The organism is Streptomyces sp. NPDC059852 (genome assembly GCF_042731455.1).
Taxonomy (GTDB): domain Bacteria; phylum Actinomycetota; class Actinomycetes; order Streptomycetales; family Streptomycetaceae; genus Streptomyces.
Map to the genome: position 1 here is coordinate 66,778 of NZ_JBHWJK010000002.1, position 19,099 is coordinate 85,876.

18 protein-coding genes and 1 riboswitch are annotated in these 19,099 nt (G+C 73.3%); of the genes, 7 read left to right on the forward strand and 11 right to left on the reverse strand.

Going from position 1 to position 19,099, the window contains the following annotated elements; translation table 11 throughout:
- Nucleotides 1-52: 52 nt before the first annotated feature.
- Together ACFV46_RS02640 and ACFV46_RS02645 are read left to right on the forward strand one after the other, a co-directional pair.
- Nucleotides 53-1,408: an FAD-binding oxidoreductase gene (locus ACFV46_RS02640; RefSeq protein ID WP_361926757.1), complete on the forward strand. Its 1,356-nt coding sequence runs from the start codon at nucleotides 53-55 to the stop codon at nucleotides 1,406-1,408.
- A gap of 31 nt (nucleotides 1,409-1,439) precedes the next feature.
- Nucleotides 1,440-2,195, forward strand: coding sequence for a decaprenylphospho-beta-D-erythro-pentofuranosid-2-ulose 2-reductase (locus tag ACFV46_RS02645; RefSeq protein WP_361926759.1), 756 nt, complete (start codon nucleotides 1,440-1,442; stop codon nucleotides 2,193-2,195).
- 9 nt (nucleotides 2,196-2,204) lie between these two features.
- On the opposite strand, the gene ACFV46_RS02650 is transcribed toward ACFV46_RS02645, so the two are convergent.
- Both ACFV46_RS02650 and trpS read right to left on the reverse strand, forming a co-directional pair.
- Complete coding sequence (locus tag ACFV46_RS02650; protein WP_361926761.1) at nucleotides 2,205-2,783, reverse strand: 2'-5' RNA ligase family protein; 579 nt, start codon at nucleotides 2,781-2,783, stop codon at nucleotides 2,205-2,207.
- A gap of 205 nt (nucleotides 2,784-2,988) precedes the next feature.
- Nucleotides 2,989-4,056 (reverse strand): tryptophan--tRNA ligase, encoded by a 1,068-nt coding sequence (trpS, locus tag ACFV46_RS02655; RefSeq protein WP_283286877.1) that lies wholly within the window; start codon nucleotides 4,054-4,056, stop codon nucleotides 2,989-2,991.
- Nucleotides 4,057-4,167: 111 nt separating this feature from the next.
- On the opposite strand from trpS, the gene ACFV46_RS02660 reads away from it, so the two are divergent.
- The 4 genes from ACFV46_RS02660 to ACFV46_RS02675 all read left to right on the forward strand — a co-directional run bounded on the left by ACFV46_RS02660 (nucleotide 4,168) and on the right by ACFV46_RS02675 (nucleotide 7,337).
- Nucleotides 4,168-4,770: a sigma-70 family RNA polymerase sigma factor gene (locus ACFV46_RS02660; protein ID WP_361926763.1), complete on the forward strand. Its 603-nt coding sequence runs from the start codon at nucleotides 4,168-4,170 to the stop codon at nucleotides 4,768-4,770.
- Nucleotides 4,763-5,629, forward strand: coding sequence for a hypothetical protein (locus ACFV46_RS02665; protein WP_385496794.1), 867 nt, complete (start codon nucleotides 4,763-4,765; stop codon nucleotides 5,627-5,629). Before ACFV46_RS02660 ends, ACFV46_RS02665 begins: the two co-directional genes overlap by 8 nt.
- 220 nt (nucleotides 5,630-5,849) lie before the next feature.
- Nucleotides 5,850-6,521 (forward strand): hypothetical protein, encoded by a 672-nt coding sequence (locus tag ACFV46_RS02670; protein ID WP_385496795.1) that lies wholly within the window; start codon nucleotides 5,850-5,852, stop codon nucleotides 6,519-6,521.
- A gap of 36 nt (nucleotides 6,522-6,557) precedes the next feature.
- Nucleotides 6,558-7,337, forward strand: coding sequence for a hypothetical protein (locus ACFV46_RS02675; protein ID WP_385496796.1), 780 nt, complete (start codon nucleotides 6,558-6,560; stop codon nucleotides 7,335-7,337).
- A 50-nt stretch (nucleotides 7,338-7,387) separates the two neighbouring features.
- On the opposite strand, the gene ACFV46_RS02680 is transcribed toward ACFV46_RS02675, so the two are convergent.
- The 4 genes from ACFV46_RS02680 to ACFV46_RS02695 form a co-directional block, all read right to left on the reverse strand.
- Entirely contained in the window at nucleotides 7,388-8,836 is a 1,449-nt protein-coding gene (locus ACFV46_RS02680) for a glycine hydroxymethyltransferase (protein ID WP_361926773.1), read from the reverse strand.
- A gap of 31 nt (nucleotides 8,837-8,867) precedes the next feature.
- A riboswitch (ZMP/ZTP riboswitch) is annotated at nucleotides 8,868-8,965 on the reverse strand.
- A 76-nt stretch (nucleotides 8,966-9,041) separates the two neighbouring features.
- Nucleotides 9,042-10,226: a glutathionylspermidine synthase family protein gene (locus ACFV46_RS02685; protein WP_361926775.1), complete on the reverse strand. Its 1,185-nt coding sequence runs from the start codon at nucleotides 10,224-10,226 to the stop codon at nucleotides 9,042-9,044.
- A 14-nt stretch (nucleotides 10,227-10,240) separates the two neighbouring features.
- A complete protein-coding gene (locus ACFV46_RS02690) occupies nucleotides 10,241-10,579 on the reverse strand; it encodes a hypothetical protein (RefSeq protein ID WP_361926777.1) in 339 nt (112 codons plus the stop codon).
- Between the two features lie 256 nt (nucleotides 10,580-10,835).
- On the reverse strand, nucleotides 10,836-12,227 hold the full coding sequence (locus ACFV46_RS02695) for a PLP-dependent aminotransferase family protein (RefSeq protein ID WP_385496797.1): 1,392 nt from the start codon (nucleotides 12,225-12,227) through the stop codon (nucleotides 10,836-10,838).
- Between the two features lie 46 nt (nucleotides 12,228-12,273).
- On the opposite strand from ACFV46_RS02695, the gene ACFV46_RS02700 reads away from it, so the two are divergent.
- The gene (locus ACFV46_RS02700; RefSeq protein ID WP_385496798.1) at nucleotides 12,274-12,798 is read left to right on the forward strand and encodes a carboxymuconolactone decarboxylase family protein; all 525 of its coding nucleotides are present in this window, start codon (nucleotides 12,274-12,276) and stop codon (nucleotides 12,796-12,798) included.
- 24 nt (nucleotides 12,799-12,822) lie between these two features.
- On the opposite strand, the gene ACFV46_RS02705 is transcribed toward ACFV46_RS02700, so the two are convergent.
- The 5 genes from ACFV46_RS02705 to ACFV46_RS02725 all read right to left on the reverse strand — a co-directional run bounded on the left by ACFV46_RS02705 (nucleotide 12,823) and on the right by ACFV46_RS02725 (nucleotide 19,092).
- On the reverse strand, nucleotides 12,823-13,383 hold the full coding sequence (locus ACFV46_RS02705; RefSeq protein ID WP_385496799.1) for a hypothetical protein: 561 nt from the start codon (nucleotides 13,381-13,383) through the stop codon (nucleotides 12,823-12,825).
- 163 nt (nucleotides 13,384-13,546) lie between these two features.
- Complete coding sequence (locus ACFV46_RS02710) at nucleotides 13,547-14,509, reverse strand: ABC transporter substrate-binding protein (protein ID WP_385496800.1); 963 nt, start codon at nucleotides 14,507-14,509, stop codon at nucleotides 13,547-13,549.
- Between the two features lies 1 nt (nucleotide 14,510).
- Nucleotides 14,511-16,460 (reverse strand): ABC transporter permease, encoded by a 1,950-nt coding sequence (locus ACFV46_RS02715; protein ID WP_385496801.1) that lies wholly within the window; start codon nucleotides 16,458-16,460, stop codon nucleotides 14,511-14,513.
- A complete protein-coding gene (locus tag ACFV46_RS02720) occupies nucleotides 16,460-17,563 on the reverse strand; it encodes a glycine betaine/L-proline ABC transporter ATP-binding protein (protein WP_385496802.1) in 1,104 nt (367 codons plus the stop codon). Before ACFV46_RS02720 ends, ACFV46_RS02715 begins: the two co-directional genes overlap by 1 nt.
- Entirely contained in the window at nucleotides 17,563-19,092 is a 1,530-nt protein-coding gene (locus ACFV46_RS02725; RefSeq protein WP_361926791.1) for a GMC oxidoreductase, read from the reverse strand. Before ACFV46_RS02725 ends, ACFV46_RS02720 begins: the two co-directional genes overlap by 1 nt.
- Nucleotides 19,093-19,099: the final 7 nt, after the last annotated feature.

The following is a 19,099-nucleotide window of genomic DNA, read 5'->3' on the forward strand; positions in this document are numbered from 1 at the left end:
GCAGGGATGTTTCAGAAGTAATGCCGCACAAGCGGGCGCTACGGTCGCCGACATGCCTGCCGACACCGTCTCCGTCACGGGATGGGGCCGCACCGCCCCCACCACGTCCCTGCTGATCCGTCCGCGGACCTACGAGGAGGCCGCGGCCGCGGTCCGCTCCTGCGGCGCCCGCGGCGGCATCCCCCGGGGCCTGGGACGGGCGTACGGGGACGCGGCGCAGAACGCCGGAGGCGCGATCTTCGACATGACCGGCCTGGACCGGGTGCACGCCGTCGACGTGGCGGGCGGGGTCGTCTCGTGCGACGCGGGCGTCTCCCTGCACCGGCTCATGGAGGTCCTGCTGCCGCTCGGCTGGTTCGTGCCCGTCACCCCGGGGACCCGCTATGTGACGGTCGGCGGCGCGATCGGCGCGGACATCCACGGCAAGAACCACCATGTGTCCGGCTCCTTCTCCCGGCACGTCCTGTCGCTGGAACTCCTCACCGCCGACGGCGAGATCCGCACGGTCCCGCGCGGCACCCCCCTGTTCGACGCCACCACCGGCGGCATGGGCCTGACCGGCGTGATCCTCACCGCCACCCTGCAACTCCAGCCGGTGCGGACCTCACTGATGACCGTCGACACCGAGCGGGCGCGCGACCTGGACGACGTGATGGCCCGGATGACCGCCACCGACGACCAGTACCGGTACTCGGTCGCCTGGATCGACCTGCTGGCGCGCGGCGCCGCGACCGGGCGCGCGGTGCTCACCCGGGGCGACCACGCCCCCCTGGAGGCGCTGCCGAAGGGCACGCGCGCGCGAAGGGACCCGCTCGCCTTCCGGCCCTCCCGGCTGCCGGCCGTCCCCGCCGTACTGCCCGAAGGGCTGCTGAGCCGCCGTACGGTCGGCTGGTTCAACGAGCTCTGGTACCGCAGGGCGCCCCGCGCGCGGACCGGCCAACTGCAGAAGCTGTCCGCCTTCTTCCACCCGCTCGACGGGGTGCCGCACTGGAACCGGATCTACGGCCGGGGCGGCTTCGTGCAGTACCAGTTCACCGTCGGGCACGGCCAGGAGGACACCCTGCGCCGGATCGTGCGGCGGGTGTCCGAGCACCGCTGCCCGTCCTTCCTGGCCGTCCTGAAGCGGTTCGGGGACGCCGACCCGGGCTGGCTCTCGTTCCCCCAGCCAGGCTGGACCCTGGCCCTGGACATCCCCGCCGGACTGCCGGGCCTCGGCGCCCTCCTGGACACGCTGGACGAGGACGTGGCCGCGGCCGGCGGACGCGTGTACCTCGCCAAGGACTCCCGGCTGCGGCCCGAACTGCTCGCCGCGATGTACCCGCGCCTGGACGACTTCCGCGCGCTGCGCGCCCGCATGGACCCGCGCGGGGTCTTCGTCTCGGACCTGGCCCGCCGCCTCGACCTCTGACCCCGGCTTTCCACCCCCTCAAGGAGTTGTCGTGAAGGACGCCTTCGGCATTCCCCAGTCCCTGCTCGTCCTCGGCGGCACATCCGAGATCGCGTTGGCCACCGCCCGCCGGCTGATCACGCGCCGCACCCGCACCGTCTGGCTGGCGGGCCGCCCCTCGCCCGCCCTGGACCGGTCCGCCGCCGATCTGCGGGCCCTCGGGGCCGACGTGCGCACGGTCGCCTTCGACGCGCTGGACCCCGAGTCCCACGAGGCGGTGCTCGGCAAGGTGTTCGCCGAGGGCGACATCGACATGGTGCTGCTCGCCTTCGGCATCCTCGGCGACCAGGCGCGCGACGAACGCGAGCCGCTGAACGCGGTCCGGGTCGCCCAGACGAACTACACGGGGGCCGTGTCCGCCGCCCTGGTCAGCGCCTGCGCCCTGCAGTCCCAGGGGCACGGCTCGCTGGTCGTGCTGTCCTCGGTCGCCGGCGAGCGGGCGCGCCGCGCCAACTTCATCTACGGCTCCAGCAAGGCCGGCCTGGACGCCTTCACCCAGGGACTGGGCGACGCGCTGCACGGCACCGGCGTGCACGTCATGGTCGTCCGCCCCGGGTTCGTCCGCTCGAAGATGACCGCCGACCGCGAGGAGGCGCCGTTCGCGACCACCCCGGAGGCGGTCGCCACGGCGATCGAGGTGGGGCTGCGGCGGCGCTCGGAGACGGTGTGGGTGCCGGGCGCGCTCCGTGTGGTGATGTCGGCGCTGCGGCACGTCCCGCGCGCGGTCTTCCGCCGGCTGCCCGTGTGAGGGCGGCGGCTACGTCGCCGGGATGGAGCCGCGTTCGACGTGTCCGGCCTGCGGGGGCACCACCGGGCCGCCGAAGGTGAAGTCCCGCAGCTTGCGCCAGACGCCGTCGGCGCCCTGCTCGTACAGGGCGAAGCCGGTGCAGGGCCACTCGGCCCGGTAGTCGGCCAGCTCCTCGAACGCGCGGTCCATCGACTCCTCGTCGATGCCGTGGGCGACGGTCACATGCGGGTGGTACGGGAACTGCAGCTCGCGCGCGACCGGACCGGAGGCGTCCCGTACTTGCTTCTGCAGCCAGGTGCAGGCCTCGGCGCCCTCGACGACCTGGACGAAGACCACCGGCGACAGCGGCCGGAAGGTGCCCGTGCCGGACAGCCGCATCGGGAAGGGGCGACCGTTCGCCGCGACCTCCGCCAGATGCGCCTCGATCGCCGGCAGCAGCGAGGAGTCGACCTCGGTCGGCGGCAGCAGGGTGACGTGCGTGGGGATGCCGTGAGCCGCGGCGTCGCCGAAGCCCGCGCGCCGCTCCTGGAGCAGGCTGCCGTGAGGCTCCGGGACCGCGATCGACACACCGATCGTTACGGTCCCCACGTCGTCTCCTGTCGTTCGTCGGTGAGTCCGCCGTCGCGGAGCTCGTGCCCATCGGGTGAGCGCGGGTGACGGCCCATGCCGTCACCCGATATCGACTGTACGGCCACGGCCCCGTCGCGGGCAGGCGCAACCGAAGTGATGTGCAGCGCTGTGCGGTGGTGCGTCCGGCGCACCACCGCGTCCCGCCGCCCCCGGTGGGGCGGGGTCAGTGCTTGGCGGGCAGGAAGCCGACCCTGTCGTACGCCTGGGAGAGCGTCTCCGCGGCGACGGCACGCGCCTTCTCCGCCCCCTTGGCCAGGATCGAGTCGAGTGTCTCCGGGTCGTCCAGATACTGCTGGGTGCGCTCCCGGAAGGGCGTCACGAACTCGACCATGACCTCGGCGAGGTCCGTCTTGAGCGCACCGTAGCCCTTGCCGTCGTACTTCTGCTCCAGTTCCCCGATTCCCGTACCCGTGAGGGTCGAGTAGATCGTGAGCAGGTTGCTGACGCCCGGCTTGTTCTCGGTGTCGTAGCGGATGACGGTGTCCGTGTCGGTGACCGCGCTCCTGACCTTCTTGGCGGTGGCCTTCGGCTCGTCCAGGAGGTTGATCAGGCCCTTCGGCGTGGACGCCGACTTGCTCATCTTGATCGACGGGTCCTGGAGGTCGTAGATCTTCGCCGTCTCCTTGAGGATGTACGGCTTCGGGAGCGTGAAGGTCTCGCCGAAACGGCCGTTGAAGCGCGTGGCGAGGTCACGGGTGAGCTCGATGTGCTGGCGCTGGTCCTCGCCGACGGGGACCTCGTTGGCCTGGTACAGCAGGATGTCCGCGACCTGGAGCACCGGGTACGTGAACAGGCCGACCGAGGCGCGGTCCGCGCCCTGCTTGGCGGACTTGTCCTTGAACTGGGTCATGCGGCTGGCCTCGCCGAAGCCGGTGAGGCAGTTCATCACCCAGGCGAGCTGGGCGTGCTCGGGGACGTGGCTCTGCACGAACAGCGTGCAGCGGTCCGGGTCGAGTCCGGCGGCCAGCAGCTGGGCGGCGGCGAGCCGGGTGTTGGCGCGCAGCTCGGCCGGGTCCTGCGGGACCGTGATCGCGTGCAGGTCGACGACCATGTAGAACGCGTCGTGGGTGTCCTGGAGCGCCACCCACTGGCGGACGGCGCCGAGGTAGTTGCCGAGGTGGAACGACCCGGCGGTGGGCTGGATCCCGGAGAGTACGCGCGGGCTGCCCGGCACGGCGGAGCCGTTCCCCTGCGGGTGGTCGTGGGCGGCGAGTGGGCGATCAGTGGCCATGCCGCCCATTCTCTCAGGTCCCGGGGTCCGGTCCGGAACGGGCCACGACGGCAGAAGGAACGGGTCGTGCCGGGAGGGGAACCGATCCGGTCCGGGCGGTGTACCAAAGATGTGAGGACGCGGGAGGGGGGCCGCATCGTCGATGAGGCCGCGGTGATCGCACGCGTACGCGCCGGGGAGCCGGAGGCGTACGCGCAGCTGGTGCGGGCTCATACGGGTATCGCGCTCAGGGCGGCCGCCGCGCTCGGCGCGGGTGCGGACGCGGAGGACGTGGTGCAGCAGGCGTTCGTCAAGGCGTACTGCTCGCTGGGCCGTTTCAAGGAGGGCTCGGCCTTCCGGCCGTGGCTGCTGTCGATCGTGGCCAATGAGACGAGGAACACAGTGCGGGCGGCGGCCCGCCGGCGCACCCTCGCCGGGCGTGAGGCCGCGCTGGTCGAGGCGGACCCGCTGATACCGGACGCGGCGGACCCGGCGGTCGCCGCGCTGGAGCGGGAGCGCCGGGCCGCGCTCCAGGCCGCCCTCGGCCGGCTGAGCGAGGAGCACCGGCTGGTCGTCACCTACCGCTATCTCCTGGAGATGGACGAGACCGAGACGGCCCAGGCGCTGGGATGGCCCCGTGGCACGGTGAAGTCCCGGCTGAACCGCGCGCTGCGCAAGCTCGGGCGGCTGCTCCCGGAGTTCGAGCCGCGGGAAGGGGGTGAGGAGCATGGGTGACGGACGCAAGCCCGGCGGAGACCGCGATCACGGCGGGGAGGGCTCCGGCCTGCCCGAGGAGCTGCGGGCGCTGGGGCGTTCCCTGGACGCGCGCGGCGGGCCCGACGGCGCCGAGACGATGGTCGAGCGGGTGCTGACCGAGATACTCGCCGAGCATCTGTCCGTCGCCGCGCCCGAACCGCCGGGCCGGCGCGAGCGGCTGCGCGCCCTGCGGCGCTGGGCGCGGCGGCGGTGGCGCGCGCTGACCGCCGCGCTGTGCGGCCTGGTGACCGTGCTCGTTCTCACGCCTCCGGTGCGGGCGGCCGTCCTCGACTGGTTCGGCTTCGCGGGCGCCGAGATCCGGTACGACCCGTCGGCGACACCCGCGCCCGGTGCCCGCGTCCCCGGCTGCGGACGCTCGGTGCCGCTCGCCGAGGCGGAGCGCCGCGCCGGGTTCGCCCCGGTGGTGCCCGCGCGGCTCGGGACCCCGGACGCGGTCGCCGTCACCCGTGAGCCGCGCGACCGGTTCCTGATCAGCCTCTGCTGGTACGACGACGGGCGCACGGTCCGGCTGGACGAGCGGCGGGCCGGGCTGGACGTCCGCTTCGGCAAGACCGTCCGTGTCCAGCCGCAGTGGATCACGCTCGGTCCGGACGGGACGGACGGCGACGTACCCGGGACGGCTCTGTGGTTCGACCGGCCGCATCTGCTCTCCGTCTGGCTCACGGACACGCACGGCCTCTTCCAGCGGGAGGTCCGCCCGGCCGGTCCGACGCTGCTGTGGACGCACCAGGCAGGGGGCGAGACGGTGACGCTCCGGCTGGAGGGCGTCGAGGGGGTCGGGCGGGCGACGGGGATCGCCCGGTCGCTGGAGGACTGAGGCCGAAAATGCCGGGCCGGGGGTGGGAACTGGGAGGGGTCGGGCGGTGTACCAGAAGTGACATGCGGCTCGGGGACGGGCCGCGAGGGGACCGCTCGGGTTGGGGGTTCGGATGTGGGCAGTGGGAGAGGGCCGGCCGCGGGGCGTGGGGCGCCGACTCGTGGGCGTGGGCGGGGCGTTGCTGGCGGGGTTTGCCCTGCTGCTGTGGGGAGCGGCTCCGATGGCGTCCGCGGGCGGGCCGACCAGCGTGCTCCTGGCGGCGCCTGGGAACCAGCGGACGGCTGCGCTGTACCACTCCGACCGTGAGTACGCGGCGCTGGACAGGCTCCTCGGCACCCCGGCCAGAGGGTCCCGGGAGCAGCCGCCGGACGAGGAGTTGATGGCGGCCGACCAGATCAACGTCACCTGGATGGTGCACGACGTGATGCCGTGGCGCATCGACCGGGTCCACCGCATGGCCCGCGGCAAGGACGTGTGGATATTCCGGACGACGGACGTCGAGCGGCAGACGCGGGGCTCCTGGTACCGGGCCGCCCGTCCGGGGGAGCTGCGCGCCCTGTTCGACGATCTGGACCTGACGGGCGGGCCGACCTCGACACCGGGGGCGTACGAGGAGACGCGGGACGTCCCGACGGGACCGGCCGCCGAGCCGTCGGAGGCGGTCGCCGGGCCCTCGGAGGCCGTCGCCGAGGCTTCTGGGACCGCTGCCTCGGCACCGCCCGCCGCCCGGGCGTCGTCCGGACCGGGTGCCGGTACGGGCTGGTGGTGGGCGGGGCCGGGCGCGGTGGCCGGAGCGGTCCTGGCGCTGGGCCTGCGCCCGTGGGTGAGCCGGCGCCCCTGGGACCGGCTGCGCGGTGAGCCGGGGCCGCGCCAGGAGCTGCGGGACGTGTGAGCGGCGGGCCGGACAGGTCGGACGGGGAGGGGAGTCATGTCGGCGAGAGCGGGGCGCGGCCGGCGCGGAGGGTGGCGGCGGTGGGGTGCGGGCGAGTCGGGGCGGGCCGGGAGTGCGGTGGTGCTCGTGCTGGTGTCGGGGGCGCTGGTCTGCGGGCCGGTGGCGGGCGCCTCGGCGGCGCCGGTGCGGGTGCGGGACGTTCCCGATGTGGCGGTGGTCGTCGCGGGCACCGGTGGGCGGACGACGGCGCTGCACTCCGGCGACCGGGACTTCGCCCGGCTGTGGCAGCTGTTCCAGCCCGCGTACACGGGGACCGAGCGGGTGCCCGAGGCATGGGTCGAGGGGCGTCATCCGCCGGTCCGGCTGACCGTCCTCTGGGGGCTGACGGGTGTCGGCGGCTGGCCGCAGACGGACCGGGCGCCTGGCGGGGACGTGGCCCTGCGGCGGCAGGACCAGCTGTTCGTGGCCGTCGACGGTACGCCGTGGGTGCGCTCGGACCTCGCACCGGACGTCGAGGACGACGACATCCGCTGGCATCGCGCGCCGCGGTCCGTCCTCCAGCGGCTGGAGCGGGGGCGGCTGCTGGGCGGGGCGGAGGGCGGCCCGGCGGAGACGGAGGCCGTCGCCGGGGGCGGTGGCCGGGAGGGTTTCGGGCCGGGTGCGGGTGAGGTGCGCTGGGGGGTGGCGGGGCTCGCCGTGGGGCTCGCGGCCGGGGTGGGCGGGACCGTGTTGATACGCCGCGCGGCGGCCCGGCAGGGAGCCGGACCGCCGCGGGAGGAGGAGCCGCGCCAGGAGCTGATCGATCTGGACCGGTGAGGCCCGGAGCGCGTCACCCGGGCGCGTCACCGGGGCGCCTCGCCGGGGCGTCAGCCCAGGTCGACCTGCGGGTACAGCGGGAAGCCGGCCACGAGGTCGGTGGCCCGGCGGGAGATCTCGTCGGAGACCTTCGCGTCGAGGACGTGGGCCGCCTTGGAGGGGGCGCCCGACTTGGTGGTGCCCGGCTCGGTGGTGGTGAGGACGCGGTCGATGAGGGCGGCGACCTCGTCCATCTCGGCGGTGCCCAGGCCACGGGTGGTCAGGGCGGGCGTGCCGACGCGGATGCCGGAGGTGTACCAGGCGCCGTTCGGGTCGGCCGGGATGGCGTTGCGGTTGGTGACGATGCCGGAGTCGAGGAGCGCGGCCTCGGCCTGGCGGCCGGTGAGGCCGTAGGAGGAGGCGACGTCGATCAGGTTCAGGTGGTTGTCGGTGCCGCCGGTGACCAGGGTCGCGCCCCGGCGCGTCAGGCCCTCGGCCAGCGCGCGGGAGTTGTCCACGATGCGCTGGGCGTAGTCCTGGAAGGCGGGCTGGCGGGCCTCGGCGAGGGCGACGGCCTTGGCGGCCATGACGTGCGGGAGCGGGCCGCCGAGGACCATCGGGCAGCCGCGGTCGACCTGGTCCTTGAGGGAGTCGTCGCACAGCACCATGCCGCCGCGCGGGCCGCGCAGCGACTTGTGGGTGGTGGTGGTGACGATCTGGGCGTGCGGTACCGGGTCGAAGTCGCCGGTGAGGACCTTGCCGGCGACGAGACCGGCGAAGTGGGCCATGTCGACCATGAGCGTGGCGCCGACCTCGTCGGCGATCTCGCGCATGATCCGGAAGTTCACGAGACGGGGGTACGCGGAGTAGCCGGCGACGATGATGAGCGGCTTGAACTCGCGGGCGGACACGCGCAGCGCCTCGTAGTCGATCAGGCCGGTGGCCGGGTCGGTGCCGTAGGAGCGCTGGTCGAACATCTTGCCGGAGATGTTCGGGCGGAAGCCGTGGGTGAGGTGGCCGCCGGCGTCCAAGGACATGCCGAGCATGCGCTGGTTGCCGAAGGCGCGGCGCAGTTCGGCCCAGTCGGCCTCGGAGAGGTCGTTGACCTGGCGGACGCCGGCCTTCTCCAGGGCGGGGGCCTCGACGCGGTCGGCGAGGACGGCCCAGAAGGCGACCAGGTTGGCGTCGATGCCGGAGTGCGGCTGGACGTAGGCGTGCCGGGCGCCGAACAGTTCCTTGGCGTGTTCGGCGGCCAGGGACTCGACGGTGTCGACGTTGCGACAGCCGGCGTAGAAGCGGCGGCCGACGGTGCCCTCGGCGTACTTGTCGCTGAACCAGTTGCCCATCGCCAGCAGGGTGGCCGGGGAGGCGTAGTTCTCGGAGGCGATCAGCTTGAGCATCTCGCGCTGGTCGGCGACCTCCTGGCCGATGGCGTCGGCCACGCGCGGCTCGACGGCGCGGATCACGTCGAGGGCGGCACGGAAGGCGGTGGACTCGGGAGAGAGGGACTCGGCTGGCATGGGGACCTCCGGACGTCGTGTGCAGCGTTCACGGGACGGCCCAGGCGCACGGCACTCGGTCTGGACGGGGTCCAGTGGGCCGCTCCCCGATGGTTGGTCCATCCCAGCGCGCCAGTCACGGCCCGTGAGCCAGCCTACCGGGCGGTCCGCGCCGGGGGTCCGCACGTCCACCATGCGGGCCCGGCGTGAGCGGCAGGGAGGGCCGTCAGAGGATCACGTGCGGGAGGAAGCGGGCGTACTCGTCCGTGATGAGACCGGAGGACTCGCGGATGCCGAGGCCGGCCGGCTCGTCCTCGACGACCCAGGCGCCGAGGACGACGTGGTTGCCGTCGAACACGGGCAGCGGGGCCAGCTGCTGGTAGCAGCAGGGCTCGTCGCGCACCTCGGCGGCGGCGCCCTTCTCGTGCACGGTGACCCCGGCGCCCTCACGGCCGAGCAGCGGCTTGGCGACGTAGCCGGTCGTGTCCGCCAGGTCGCGGGGGCCGTCGAGGTGGGCGGGCAGGAGGTTGGGGTGGCCCGGGTAGAGGTCCCACAGGACGGCGAGGAGGGCCTTGTTGCTGAGGAGCATCTTCCAGGCGGGTTCGATCCACAGGGTGGTGCCCGTGCCGCCGCCGTTGTCGAGGGTGTCGAGGACGTGCCCGGCGAACCGGTCGGTGGTCAGCCACTCCCAGGGGTAGAGCTTGAAGCAGCTGCGGATGAACCGGAGCCGGGTGTCGACGAAGCGGCCCGACAGGTGCTCCCAGCCGATCTCCTCCATGGAGATCCAGCCGGTGTCCAGGCCGGCCTGCTCCGCCGTCTCCTTCAGATAGGCGACGGTCATCAGGTCCTCGCCGAGCTCGTCGGCCGAGGAGTACGCGAAGTACAGGGGGCTGCCGGGTGGGAGCCGGTGCGCCTGGCCGCGCCAGGCCTCGACGAGGCGTTCGTGGAGGGAGTTCCACTGGTCGGCGCCGGGGAAGCGCTCCTCCATCCAGAACCACTGGGGTGAGGCGGCCTCCACCAGCGAGGTCGGGGTGTCGGCGTTGTACTCCAGCAGCTTGGCCGGGCCCGTGCCGTCGTAGCGCAGGTCGAAACGACCGTAGACGGAGGGGAGTTCGGCGCGCCGGTGCCAGGACTCGGTGACCGCGTCGACGACCCGCGGGTCGGTGATGCCGAGGTCGGCGAAGCGGCCGGCCGTGACGATGTGGTCGGCGGCTGCGAGGCACATGTGGTGCAGTTCGGCGACGACCTCCTCCAGCGCCTCGACCTCCTGCAGGGAGAAGACGTAGTAGGCGCTCTCGTCCCAGTAGGGGCGCAGGGAGCCGTCGGGGTGTCGGGTGAGCGGGTAGACGAGGCCCTGTTCCTCGACGGTCCGCTGCCAGTCGGGGCGGGGTTCGATGGTGCGACGCTGCATCGGGACTCCTCCGCTCAGCCGCCGCCGCTGCCGGAGCAGCCGAAGCCGCCCCGGTCGACGGCCTCGCTGCGGCTGAAGGTGCCGGAGTCGGCACGGCCGCGGGACACGTCGGCGTCGTAGTACCAGGCGGCGTCCCCGCGGCCGGACGTCTTGCGGCCCTTGCCGCTGGAGGAGCCCGAACCGCCCGCGCAGTTCTTGTCCGCGACGACCTTGTAGCCCTCGTAGGTGTAGCTGTCCCGGTCGACGCAGCGCCGGTCGGGGTCGGAGCCGCACGAGGTCAGGGCCGCGGCGATGACTCCCATCCCACCGAGGACGACCGTGCTGGACCGCAGCCGCCGTCGTGTCTCCGCCATGTGTGTCTCCCCCGTCGAGTTCGCGTCCGCGTTTTGTCCGTGGTTCGTCAGGTGGACAGCCTAGGGATGTGGTGGGCGCGCGGTCGTCGCGGGGCTGGGTTTCCTCTCCTCCTCTCCGCTCGCTTCGCGCCGTTGGGGATGTCTACGCGGTGAGCGCCGTCCTCGCGTCGCGTCTCGCGGTCACGGCGGTGGTCGCGGCCCGGCTGCCGCGGGTGCGGCTGAGCCGTGCCGAGTGGGGCGCGGGGGCCGTGGTGGTTCAGGGCAGGACCCGGCAGAGGGCCTCCAGGGTGCCCGCCCACGCGTGGTCCGGTGGGGTGCCGTAGCCCACCACCAGGGCGTCCAACGGGTCGGCCAGGGCCTGTTCGTGGCGGTAGAAGCCCAGGCCGTGCAGGGCCAGGTTCTGCCAGGCGGCCGCCTGGACGACGGTGCCCTCGGTGCCGGGCGGGAGGCGCAGGACGGCGTGCAGGCCGGCGGCGATGCCGGTGACGGGGATGTGCGGGGCGTGGACGGCGAGGGCCCGCACCAGGGCGTCCCTGCGGCGCCGGTAGCGCAGGCGGGACGCGCGGACCTGTCGGTCGTAGGCACCGGAGGTGAGGAACTCCGCCAGGGTGAGCTGGTCGAGCACCCCGCAGGTGTCGGAGCCGCCCTTGGCCTCGGTCACCTCCTCGACCAGCGCGGGCGGCAGCACCATCCAGGCCAGGCGCAGGCCGGGGGCGAGGGACTTGCTGGCGGTGCCCAGGTAGACGACACGGCCGGGGTCCAGGCCCTGGAGGGCGCCGACGGCCTGGCGGTCGTAGCGGAACTCGCCGTCGTAGTCGTCCTCCAGGACCAGTCCGCCGGTGCGGCGCGCCCACTCCACGACCGGGGTGCGGCGGCTCTGGTGCAGGGGCACGCCCATGGGGAACTGGTGGGCGGGGGTGAGCAGGACGGCTCCGGCGTCGTCGGGCACCCCCGCCGGGTCGGTGCCGCGTGCGTCGAAGGGCAGGGCCGGGACGGCCAGGCCGGCCGCCGTCAGCTGCCGCCGGTGCGGGGCGAGGCCGTAGGACTCCACGGCGACCGTGCGCACGCCGCGTGCCCGCAGCACCCGGCCGAGCAGGCGCAGGCCGTGCAGGAACCCGGAGCACACCACGATGTGCTCGGCGTTGGCGCGCACGCCCCGGGCGCGGGCGAGGTAGCCGGCGAGCGCGCTGCGCAGTTCCGGACGGCCGCGTGGATCGCCGTAGCCGAGGGCCTGGTGGGGTGCGGCGAGGAAGGCCCGGCGGGCGGCCCGCATCCACTCCGTGCGGGGGAACGCGGCGAGGTCGGGGGTGCCCGGGACCAGGTCGTGGGCGGGGCGGGGGCTCTCCGGGCGGGGTGGGACGGGGGTGCCGGGCGGTGGGATCACGGGGCGGTCGGCGACCCGGGTGCCCGACCCCTGCCGTGCGGTGAGCCAGCCCTCGGCGACCAGGTCGGCGTAGGCGTCGGCGACGGTGTTGCGGGCGATGCCGAGGTCCCCGGCGAGGGAGCGGGAGGACGGCAGCCGGGTGCCGGGCGCGAGCCGGCCGGTGCGGACGGCGTCGCGCAGGGCGTCGGTGAGGCCCCGGCGCAGCCCGGGTCCCGCGGGGTCGAGGTGCAGGTCGATGCCGAAAGTGGCCCAGCGTTCCGCCATGGGAATGGACCATACTCCTGGGCTGCCTCGCTCCTAGGGTCGAGGCATGACGACCACGACGAACACCGCGGCCCCCACGGCCACCGCCCCCGAGTCCTACGCCGCCGAGCACCCCGCCCGTCTGGAGTGGGTCCGGCACTCCCCCGAGGTCTACAAGGCGATGGTCCGCCTGGACGCCGCTGCCCGGAAGGGCCTCGACGCCCGGCTGCTCGAACTGGTGAAGGTCCGCGCCTCCCAGCTCAACCACTGCGCCTACTGCCTCGACATGCACTCCAAGGACGCCCTCGCGGCCGGCGAGAGCGTCGAGCGGATCGTGCAGCTCGCCGCCTGGGAGGAGTCCCGGCACTTCTACACGGAGAAGGAGTGCGCGGCGCTGGAGCTGACGGAGGCCGTCACGGTCCTCACGGACGGATTCGTGCCGGACGAGGTGTTCGAGCGGGCCGCCGCGCACTTCGAGGAGGCGCAGCTGTCCCAGCTGATCGCCGCGATCACGGTGATCAACGCCTGGAACCGCTTCGGCGTGACCTGCCGCCTGACGCCGGGCCACTACCAGCCGGGCCAGCACGCGTAGGACTCGACCCGCCGGGCCAGGCGCTCAGCCGGCGTCGCGCTGCTCACGCTCCTTCGCGTACAGGCGGTTCGTGCAGGCGTGGTCGACCGCAATGCCGTAGACGCCTGTCAGGGCCCGGGCGCGCGCCCGCTGCTCGGGCGGCAACTGCTGGGCGAGCTTCTCCTTCGAGATTTTCCCGCCCGTAAGTTGCAGCGTCCATTTCCCCTTGCTCATCGACATCCCGGTCAGCCCGTCCTCGGACATGAAGATCTTCTGGGCCCATCCCTGACGCTTCAGCTCGGCGGCCAGCAACCCGACGTCCTTGCGGCTCGGGACGATGTCGGTGGGCGTCTGGGTGGTGACCACGCAGACGGCGTCGGCACCGTCCCCCGGGGCGGACGGGAACCTCGGTTCCGGGAAGCCCGCGGCCCGCATGCCGGCGGTGATGTCGGCGCGGACCGCGGCGTTGCTGACCGGCGCCCCGGCCGGTTTCGCGCCGGGCGTGGCGCTTGCGTCCGTCCGCTTCGGCGTCGCCTCGGCCCGTCCGCCCTGGCCGGTCTCCCCATTGCCGCATCCGACGAGCAGCACAGCGGCTGTCGCCGGCACCACGACCCCCCATATTCGACGCACAGCTTCCCCATCCCTAATTCACAACATGTTCATGACGTCCGGGGAGTTTCGCACGGCCTGCCGTCAAAGCCGAGTCCGACCCGGTCCACTCGACGGCGGGCCGGGTCGGGCTTCGGCAGATGGGACGTCCGTGGGCGGGTCAGGGCAGCCACTTCCTCCAGTCGGACTCGTGGCGGTCCACCCACTTCTTCGCCGCCTCCTCGGGGGACAGCTTCTGCTCGGCGATCAGCAGGGAGACCTCGTTCTGGTCCTCGGTGGTCCACTTGAAGTTCTTCAGCAGGGCCGCCGCGTCACCGCCGCTCCTGGCGAAGTCCGCGTTGAGGTACTTCTGGAGCGGGGTGTGCGGGTAGGCGCAGGCGACCTTCTCCGGGTCGGCGTCGCAGCCCTCCTTGTAGGCGGGCAGCTTCACCTCGGTCATCGGGACCTTCTCGAACAGCCACTGCGGCTCGTACCAGTACGTCAGGAAGGGCTTCTTCTCCTTGGCGAACTGCTTGATCTGGGTGATCTGCGCCGCCTCGGAGCCGGCGAACACCACCTGGTAGTCCAGGTCGAGGTTCTTCACCAGCGCCTTGTCGTTGGTGACGTAGGACGGCGAGCCGTCCATCAGCTGGCCCTTGCCGCCGCTCTCCGCCGTACGGAGCTGGTCGGCGTACTTGTCGAGGTTCTTCCAGTCGGTGACGTCCGGGTGGGCCTTCGCGAAGTACGTCGGGACGTACCAGCCGATGTGCCCGGTGACGCCGAGGTCGCCGGCGTTCACGATCGTCTTCTTGTCCTCGACGTACCGCTGTTCCTCGTCCGGGTGCCCCCAGTCCTCCAGGAGGGCGTCGACCCGGCCCTGGCTGAGCGCGTCCCAGGCGGGCACCTCGTCGATCTGCACGGTGTCGACGCGGTAGCCGAGCTCGTGCTCCAGCAGGTACTGGGCGACGGCCACGTTGGCCTGGGCGCCCACCCAGGACTGCACGGACAGGGTGACCGTCCGGGCGCCCTCGGCGTTGGCGAACGGCGAGGCCTGCTTGGTCATGTCGGCGGCGCCGCAGCCGGTGAGCAGCGCCAGCGAGGACGCCACCGCCACGGCGGCAGTCGTACGGATGCGCGGTCGCATGTCAGGCTCCCTTCCTCGCGCGGCGTTCGGTCGGCTGGGTCACCCGGTCGAGCATCAGGCCGAGGCAGACGATGGCGGCGCCGGCCACCAGGCCCGTCGCCAGGTCGCCCTGCGCGAGGCCGAAGACGACGTCGTAGCCGAGCGCGCCACCGCCGACCAGGCCGCCGATGATGACGACGGCGAGGACCAGGACGACACCCTGGTTGACGGCGAGCAGCAGCGCGGAGCGGGCGAGCGGGAGCTGGATCTGGCGGAGCTGCTGGCCCGGGGTCGCGCCGAGCGAGCGCGCCGACTCCAGGGCGGCCGGGTCGACCTGGCGCAGGCCCTGCGTGGTGATGCGGACGACGGCGGGGAGCGCGTAGACGACGGCCGCGGCGACGGCGGGGGCGCGGCCCACGCCGAACAGGGCGACGACCGGGATGAGGTACACGAACTGCGGCATCGTCTGGAAGACGTCCAGGACGGGCCGCAGCAGGCGTTCGAGGCGGTCGCTGCGGGCGGCGGCGACACCGGTCGCGAAGCCGATGACCAGGGTGACGGCGACGGCCGCGAGGACCTGGGAGAGGGTGTCGAGCGACGGCTTCCACACGCCGAGCACGCCGATCGCCGCCATGGCGAGGACGGCGGTCAGGGCGGTGCGCCAGGTGCCGATGAGCCAGGCGAGCGCGGCGACGATCAGCAGGACCGCCCACCACGGCAGTCCTTGCAGGCCGTCGCGCACCGGGTCGAGGACCCAGGTGGTGAAGTGGCCGGCCCAGTCGGCGGTGCCGCCGACGACGGGCACACCGGAGTAGAGGTGCGCGGTCATCCAGTCGACGGCGCGGTTGACGGGCTCGGCGATGTTCAGGACCCAGGCGTCGGGCCAGTCGAGCCGGCCCGCGAGGCGTCCGGCGACGGCCACGGCCACGGTGCCGGCCAGCGCGACCAGCCACAGCCGCCGGCCGTGGGGGTGCGGTTCCTCGCCGAGCGTCTCCCCGGCGGCGCCGGTGACGCGGTCGAGGACGACGGCGAGCAGCACGATCGGGATGCCGGCGGCGAGCGCGGCACCGACGTCGACGGAGGCCAACGCCTGGTAGACGCGGTCACCGAGGCCGCCCGCACCGATGACGGAGGCGATGACCGCCATCGACAGCGCCATCATGATCGTCTGGTTGAGGCCGAGCAGGAGCTCCTTGCGGGCCAGCGGGATCCGGGCGGTCAGCAGGCGCTGCCGCGCGGTCGCGCCGAGCGACTCGACGGCCTCCAGGACCTCCTTGTCGGCGCCGCGCAGCCCGAGGGCGGTGAGCCGGGCCATCGGCGGGGCGGCGTAGACGACGGTGGCGAGGACGGCGGCGGGCACGCCGATGCCGAAGACCAGCACGACGGGGAGCAGGTACGCGAAGGCGGGCAGCACCTGCATGGTGTCCAGGACGGGGCGCAGGACCTTCTCCGCCCGGTCGGACAGGCCGGCGGCGAGCCCCAGCAGGGCGCCCACGACGACCGAGGCGAGGACGGCCACGACCATCAGCGCGAGGGTCTGCGTGGTCGGCACCCACATGCCGAGGAACCCGCAGGCGAGGAACGCGGCGCCGGTCCCGGCGGCGAGCCGCCACCCGGCGACGCGCCAGGCGACGAGGGCCGCGGCGGCGGTGACGCCGGCCCAGCCGGCGGCGAGGAGCACGAGGTACACACCGCGTACGGCGAGCACGACCGCGTTGCTGATGTGCCCGAAGAAGTAGAGGAACAGCGGGTGGCTGTCGCGGTTGTCGATGATCCAGGTGCTGGTGTCGGTCAGCGGCCCGGAGACGTCGACGGTGAGCGCGGTCGGCCAGCTGCCGCTGGACCAGCGGGCGTGGGCCAGCGGCACCAGGATCGCGGCGACGACGGCGAGCACCGCGAGCTTGCGGACGGCGGGGCGCCCGAGGAGGCCCGGCGCGGCGGGGCGCGGGGCGGCGGCGGTGACGGTCGCCATCAGACCACCCCCTTGGGCTGCTCCGTTCCGGCCACGACGCCGAGAAGGCGTTCGTGGTCCACCACCCCCAGGCAGCGGCCGTCCTCGACGACCCGGGCCGGGGAGCCGGTGCGGGCCACGGCCTCGATCGCCTCGGACACCGTGGCGTCGGGCGCGAGGGCCGGTCCGCTGCCGGCCTCGTCGGCGGAGGCGGCCCGCATGGCGGTGCGGACCGTCATGACCTGTTCGCGCGGGACGTCGCGGACGAACGCGCGGACGTAGTCGTCGGCCGGGGAGCCGACGATCTCCTCGGGGGTGCCGAGCTGGACGACGCGGCCGTCGCGCATCAGGGCGATCCGGTCGCCGAGCTTGAGGGCCTCGCTGAGGTCGTGCGTGATGAAGACCATCGTGCGACCCTCCTCGTGGTGCAGGCGGACGACCTCCTCCTGCATGTCCCGCCGGATCAGCGGGTCGAGCGCGCTGAACGGCTCGTCGAAGAGCAGCACCTCGGGGTCGACGGCGAGGGCGCGGGCGAGCCCGACGCGCTGGCGCTGGCCGCCGGAGAGCTGACCGGGGCGGCGGTGCTCCATGCCCTCCAGGCCGACCTTGGCCACGATCTCGCCGGCCCGCTCGCGGCGCGCGGCCTTGCCGACGCCCTGGATCTCCAGCCCGTACGCCACGTTGTCGAGGACGGTGCGGTGCGGGAGCAGGCCGAAGTGCTGGAAGACCATGGCGGCGCGGTGCCGGCGCAGTTCGCGCAGCCGGCCGCGGTCCATGGCGCGGACGTCCTCGCCGTCGATGGCGATGGTCCCGGCGGTCGGCTCGATGAGCCGGGTCAGACAGCGCACGAGCGTGGACTTGCCGGAGCCGGACAGGCCCATGACGACGAAGACCTCGCCCTTGCGGACGTCGAAGGAGACGTCCCGCACGGCCGCCGTGCAGCCGGTGCGCGCCCGCAGCTCGGCGGCCGGGAGCGCGGCGAGCTCCGGGTCGGCGGGGACCCGGCGCGCCTTGGGGCCGAAGACCTTCCACAGGCCGTCGACGGAGAAGACCGGCTCGCCGGTCGGGGGCTTGCGGGTCTCGGGTGTCTCGTCACGAGGCGTCAGGGGAGCTGTCGTACTCATCACGCCTCACCTCCCATCAGGTCCGCCGCCTTCTCCCCGACCATGAGCACCCCGATCATCGGGTTCACGGCGGTCATGGTCGGAAAGACGGAGGCATCGGCTATTCGGATGCCTTCGAGGCCGCGGATCCGCAGTTCGGGGTCCACGACGGCCAGTTCGTCGTCGGCGGCGCCCATACGGCAGGTGCCGGCCGGGTGGTACACGGTGTGCGCGACCTTGCGCGCGTACTCGCTCAGCTCCTCGTCGCCGGTGATGTCCGGGCCGGGGCAGACCTCGCGCTTGAGCCAGTGCGCGAGGGGTTCGGACTTCGCGATCTCGCGGGCGACGCGGATGCCGTCGACGAGGGTGCGGGCGTCGTAGTCGTCCTCGTCGGTGAAGTACCGGAAGTCCAGCGCGGGCTTCACGGACGGGTCGGCGCTGGTCAGGTACAGCCGGCCGCGGCTCTTCGGCTTGGGGATGTTCGGGGTCATCGAGACGCCGAACTCGGGCCGCTCGTAGCCCAGTCGCTCCGGGTTGTCCGTGAACGGGATCTGGTAGAAGTGGAACATCAGGTCGGGGCCCTGGTGTTCGGGGTCGCGCCGCACGAACAGGCCCGCGTCGGAGTCCATGGCGGAGTTGTCGGGGATGGGTCCGTTCGTCTCCCAGACGATGACCGACTCGGGGTGGTCGAGCAGGTTCTCGCCGACGCCCGGCAGGTCGTGGGCGACCGGGATGCCGAGCTCGGTCAGGTCCCGCTTCGGGCCGACGCCGGAGTGCAGCAGCAGCCGGGGTGTGTCGACGGCGCCGGCGCACAGGACGACCTCGCGGCGGGCCCGGATCAGCGTCTCCCGGCCGTCCTTGCCGCGCACGTGCACGCCCGCGGCGCGGGTGCCGTCCAGTTCGAGCTTGTACGCCCACGTCTCCAGCAGGATCGTGAGGTTCTCCCGCTCGTCCATCACGGGGTGCAGATACGCCACCGACGCGGACGAGCGCTTGTTGTTCTCGGGGTGGTAGGCGAGGTCGAAGAAGCCGACGCCCTCGGTGAACGGCTCCTTGTTGAAGCCCTCGACGCGCGGCACGCCGAGCGTGTCCTGGGCGGCGTCGACGAAGTCGCGGGCGATGGCGTTCCGGTCCTTCTCGTCGACCGGGACGATGTTGTTCTTCAGCCGGGCGTAGTACGCCTCCATGGGCACCGCGCCCCAGCCCTCGGCGCCGGCCGCCTCCCACTCGTCCCAGTCGGACGGCAGCGGCTTGAAGGCGATGAGCGTGTTGTGCGAGGAGCAGCCGCCGAGGACGCGGGCCCGGCTGTGCCGGATGTGGCTGTTGCCGCGCGGCTGTTCGGTGGTCGGGTAGTCGTAGTCCAGTTCGCCGCCGAGCAGGCCCATCCAGCGGCGCAGCGTCAGGACGTCGTCGCGGCCGACGTCACTGGGGCCGCCCTCGATGACGGCGACCGTGACGTCGGGGTTCTCGGTGAGCCGGGAGGCGATCACCGAACCCGCGGTGCCGCCGCCGACGACGACGTAGTCGTAGACAGGGGTGTTCTCGGACATGAGGGGG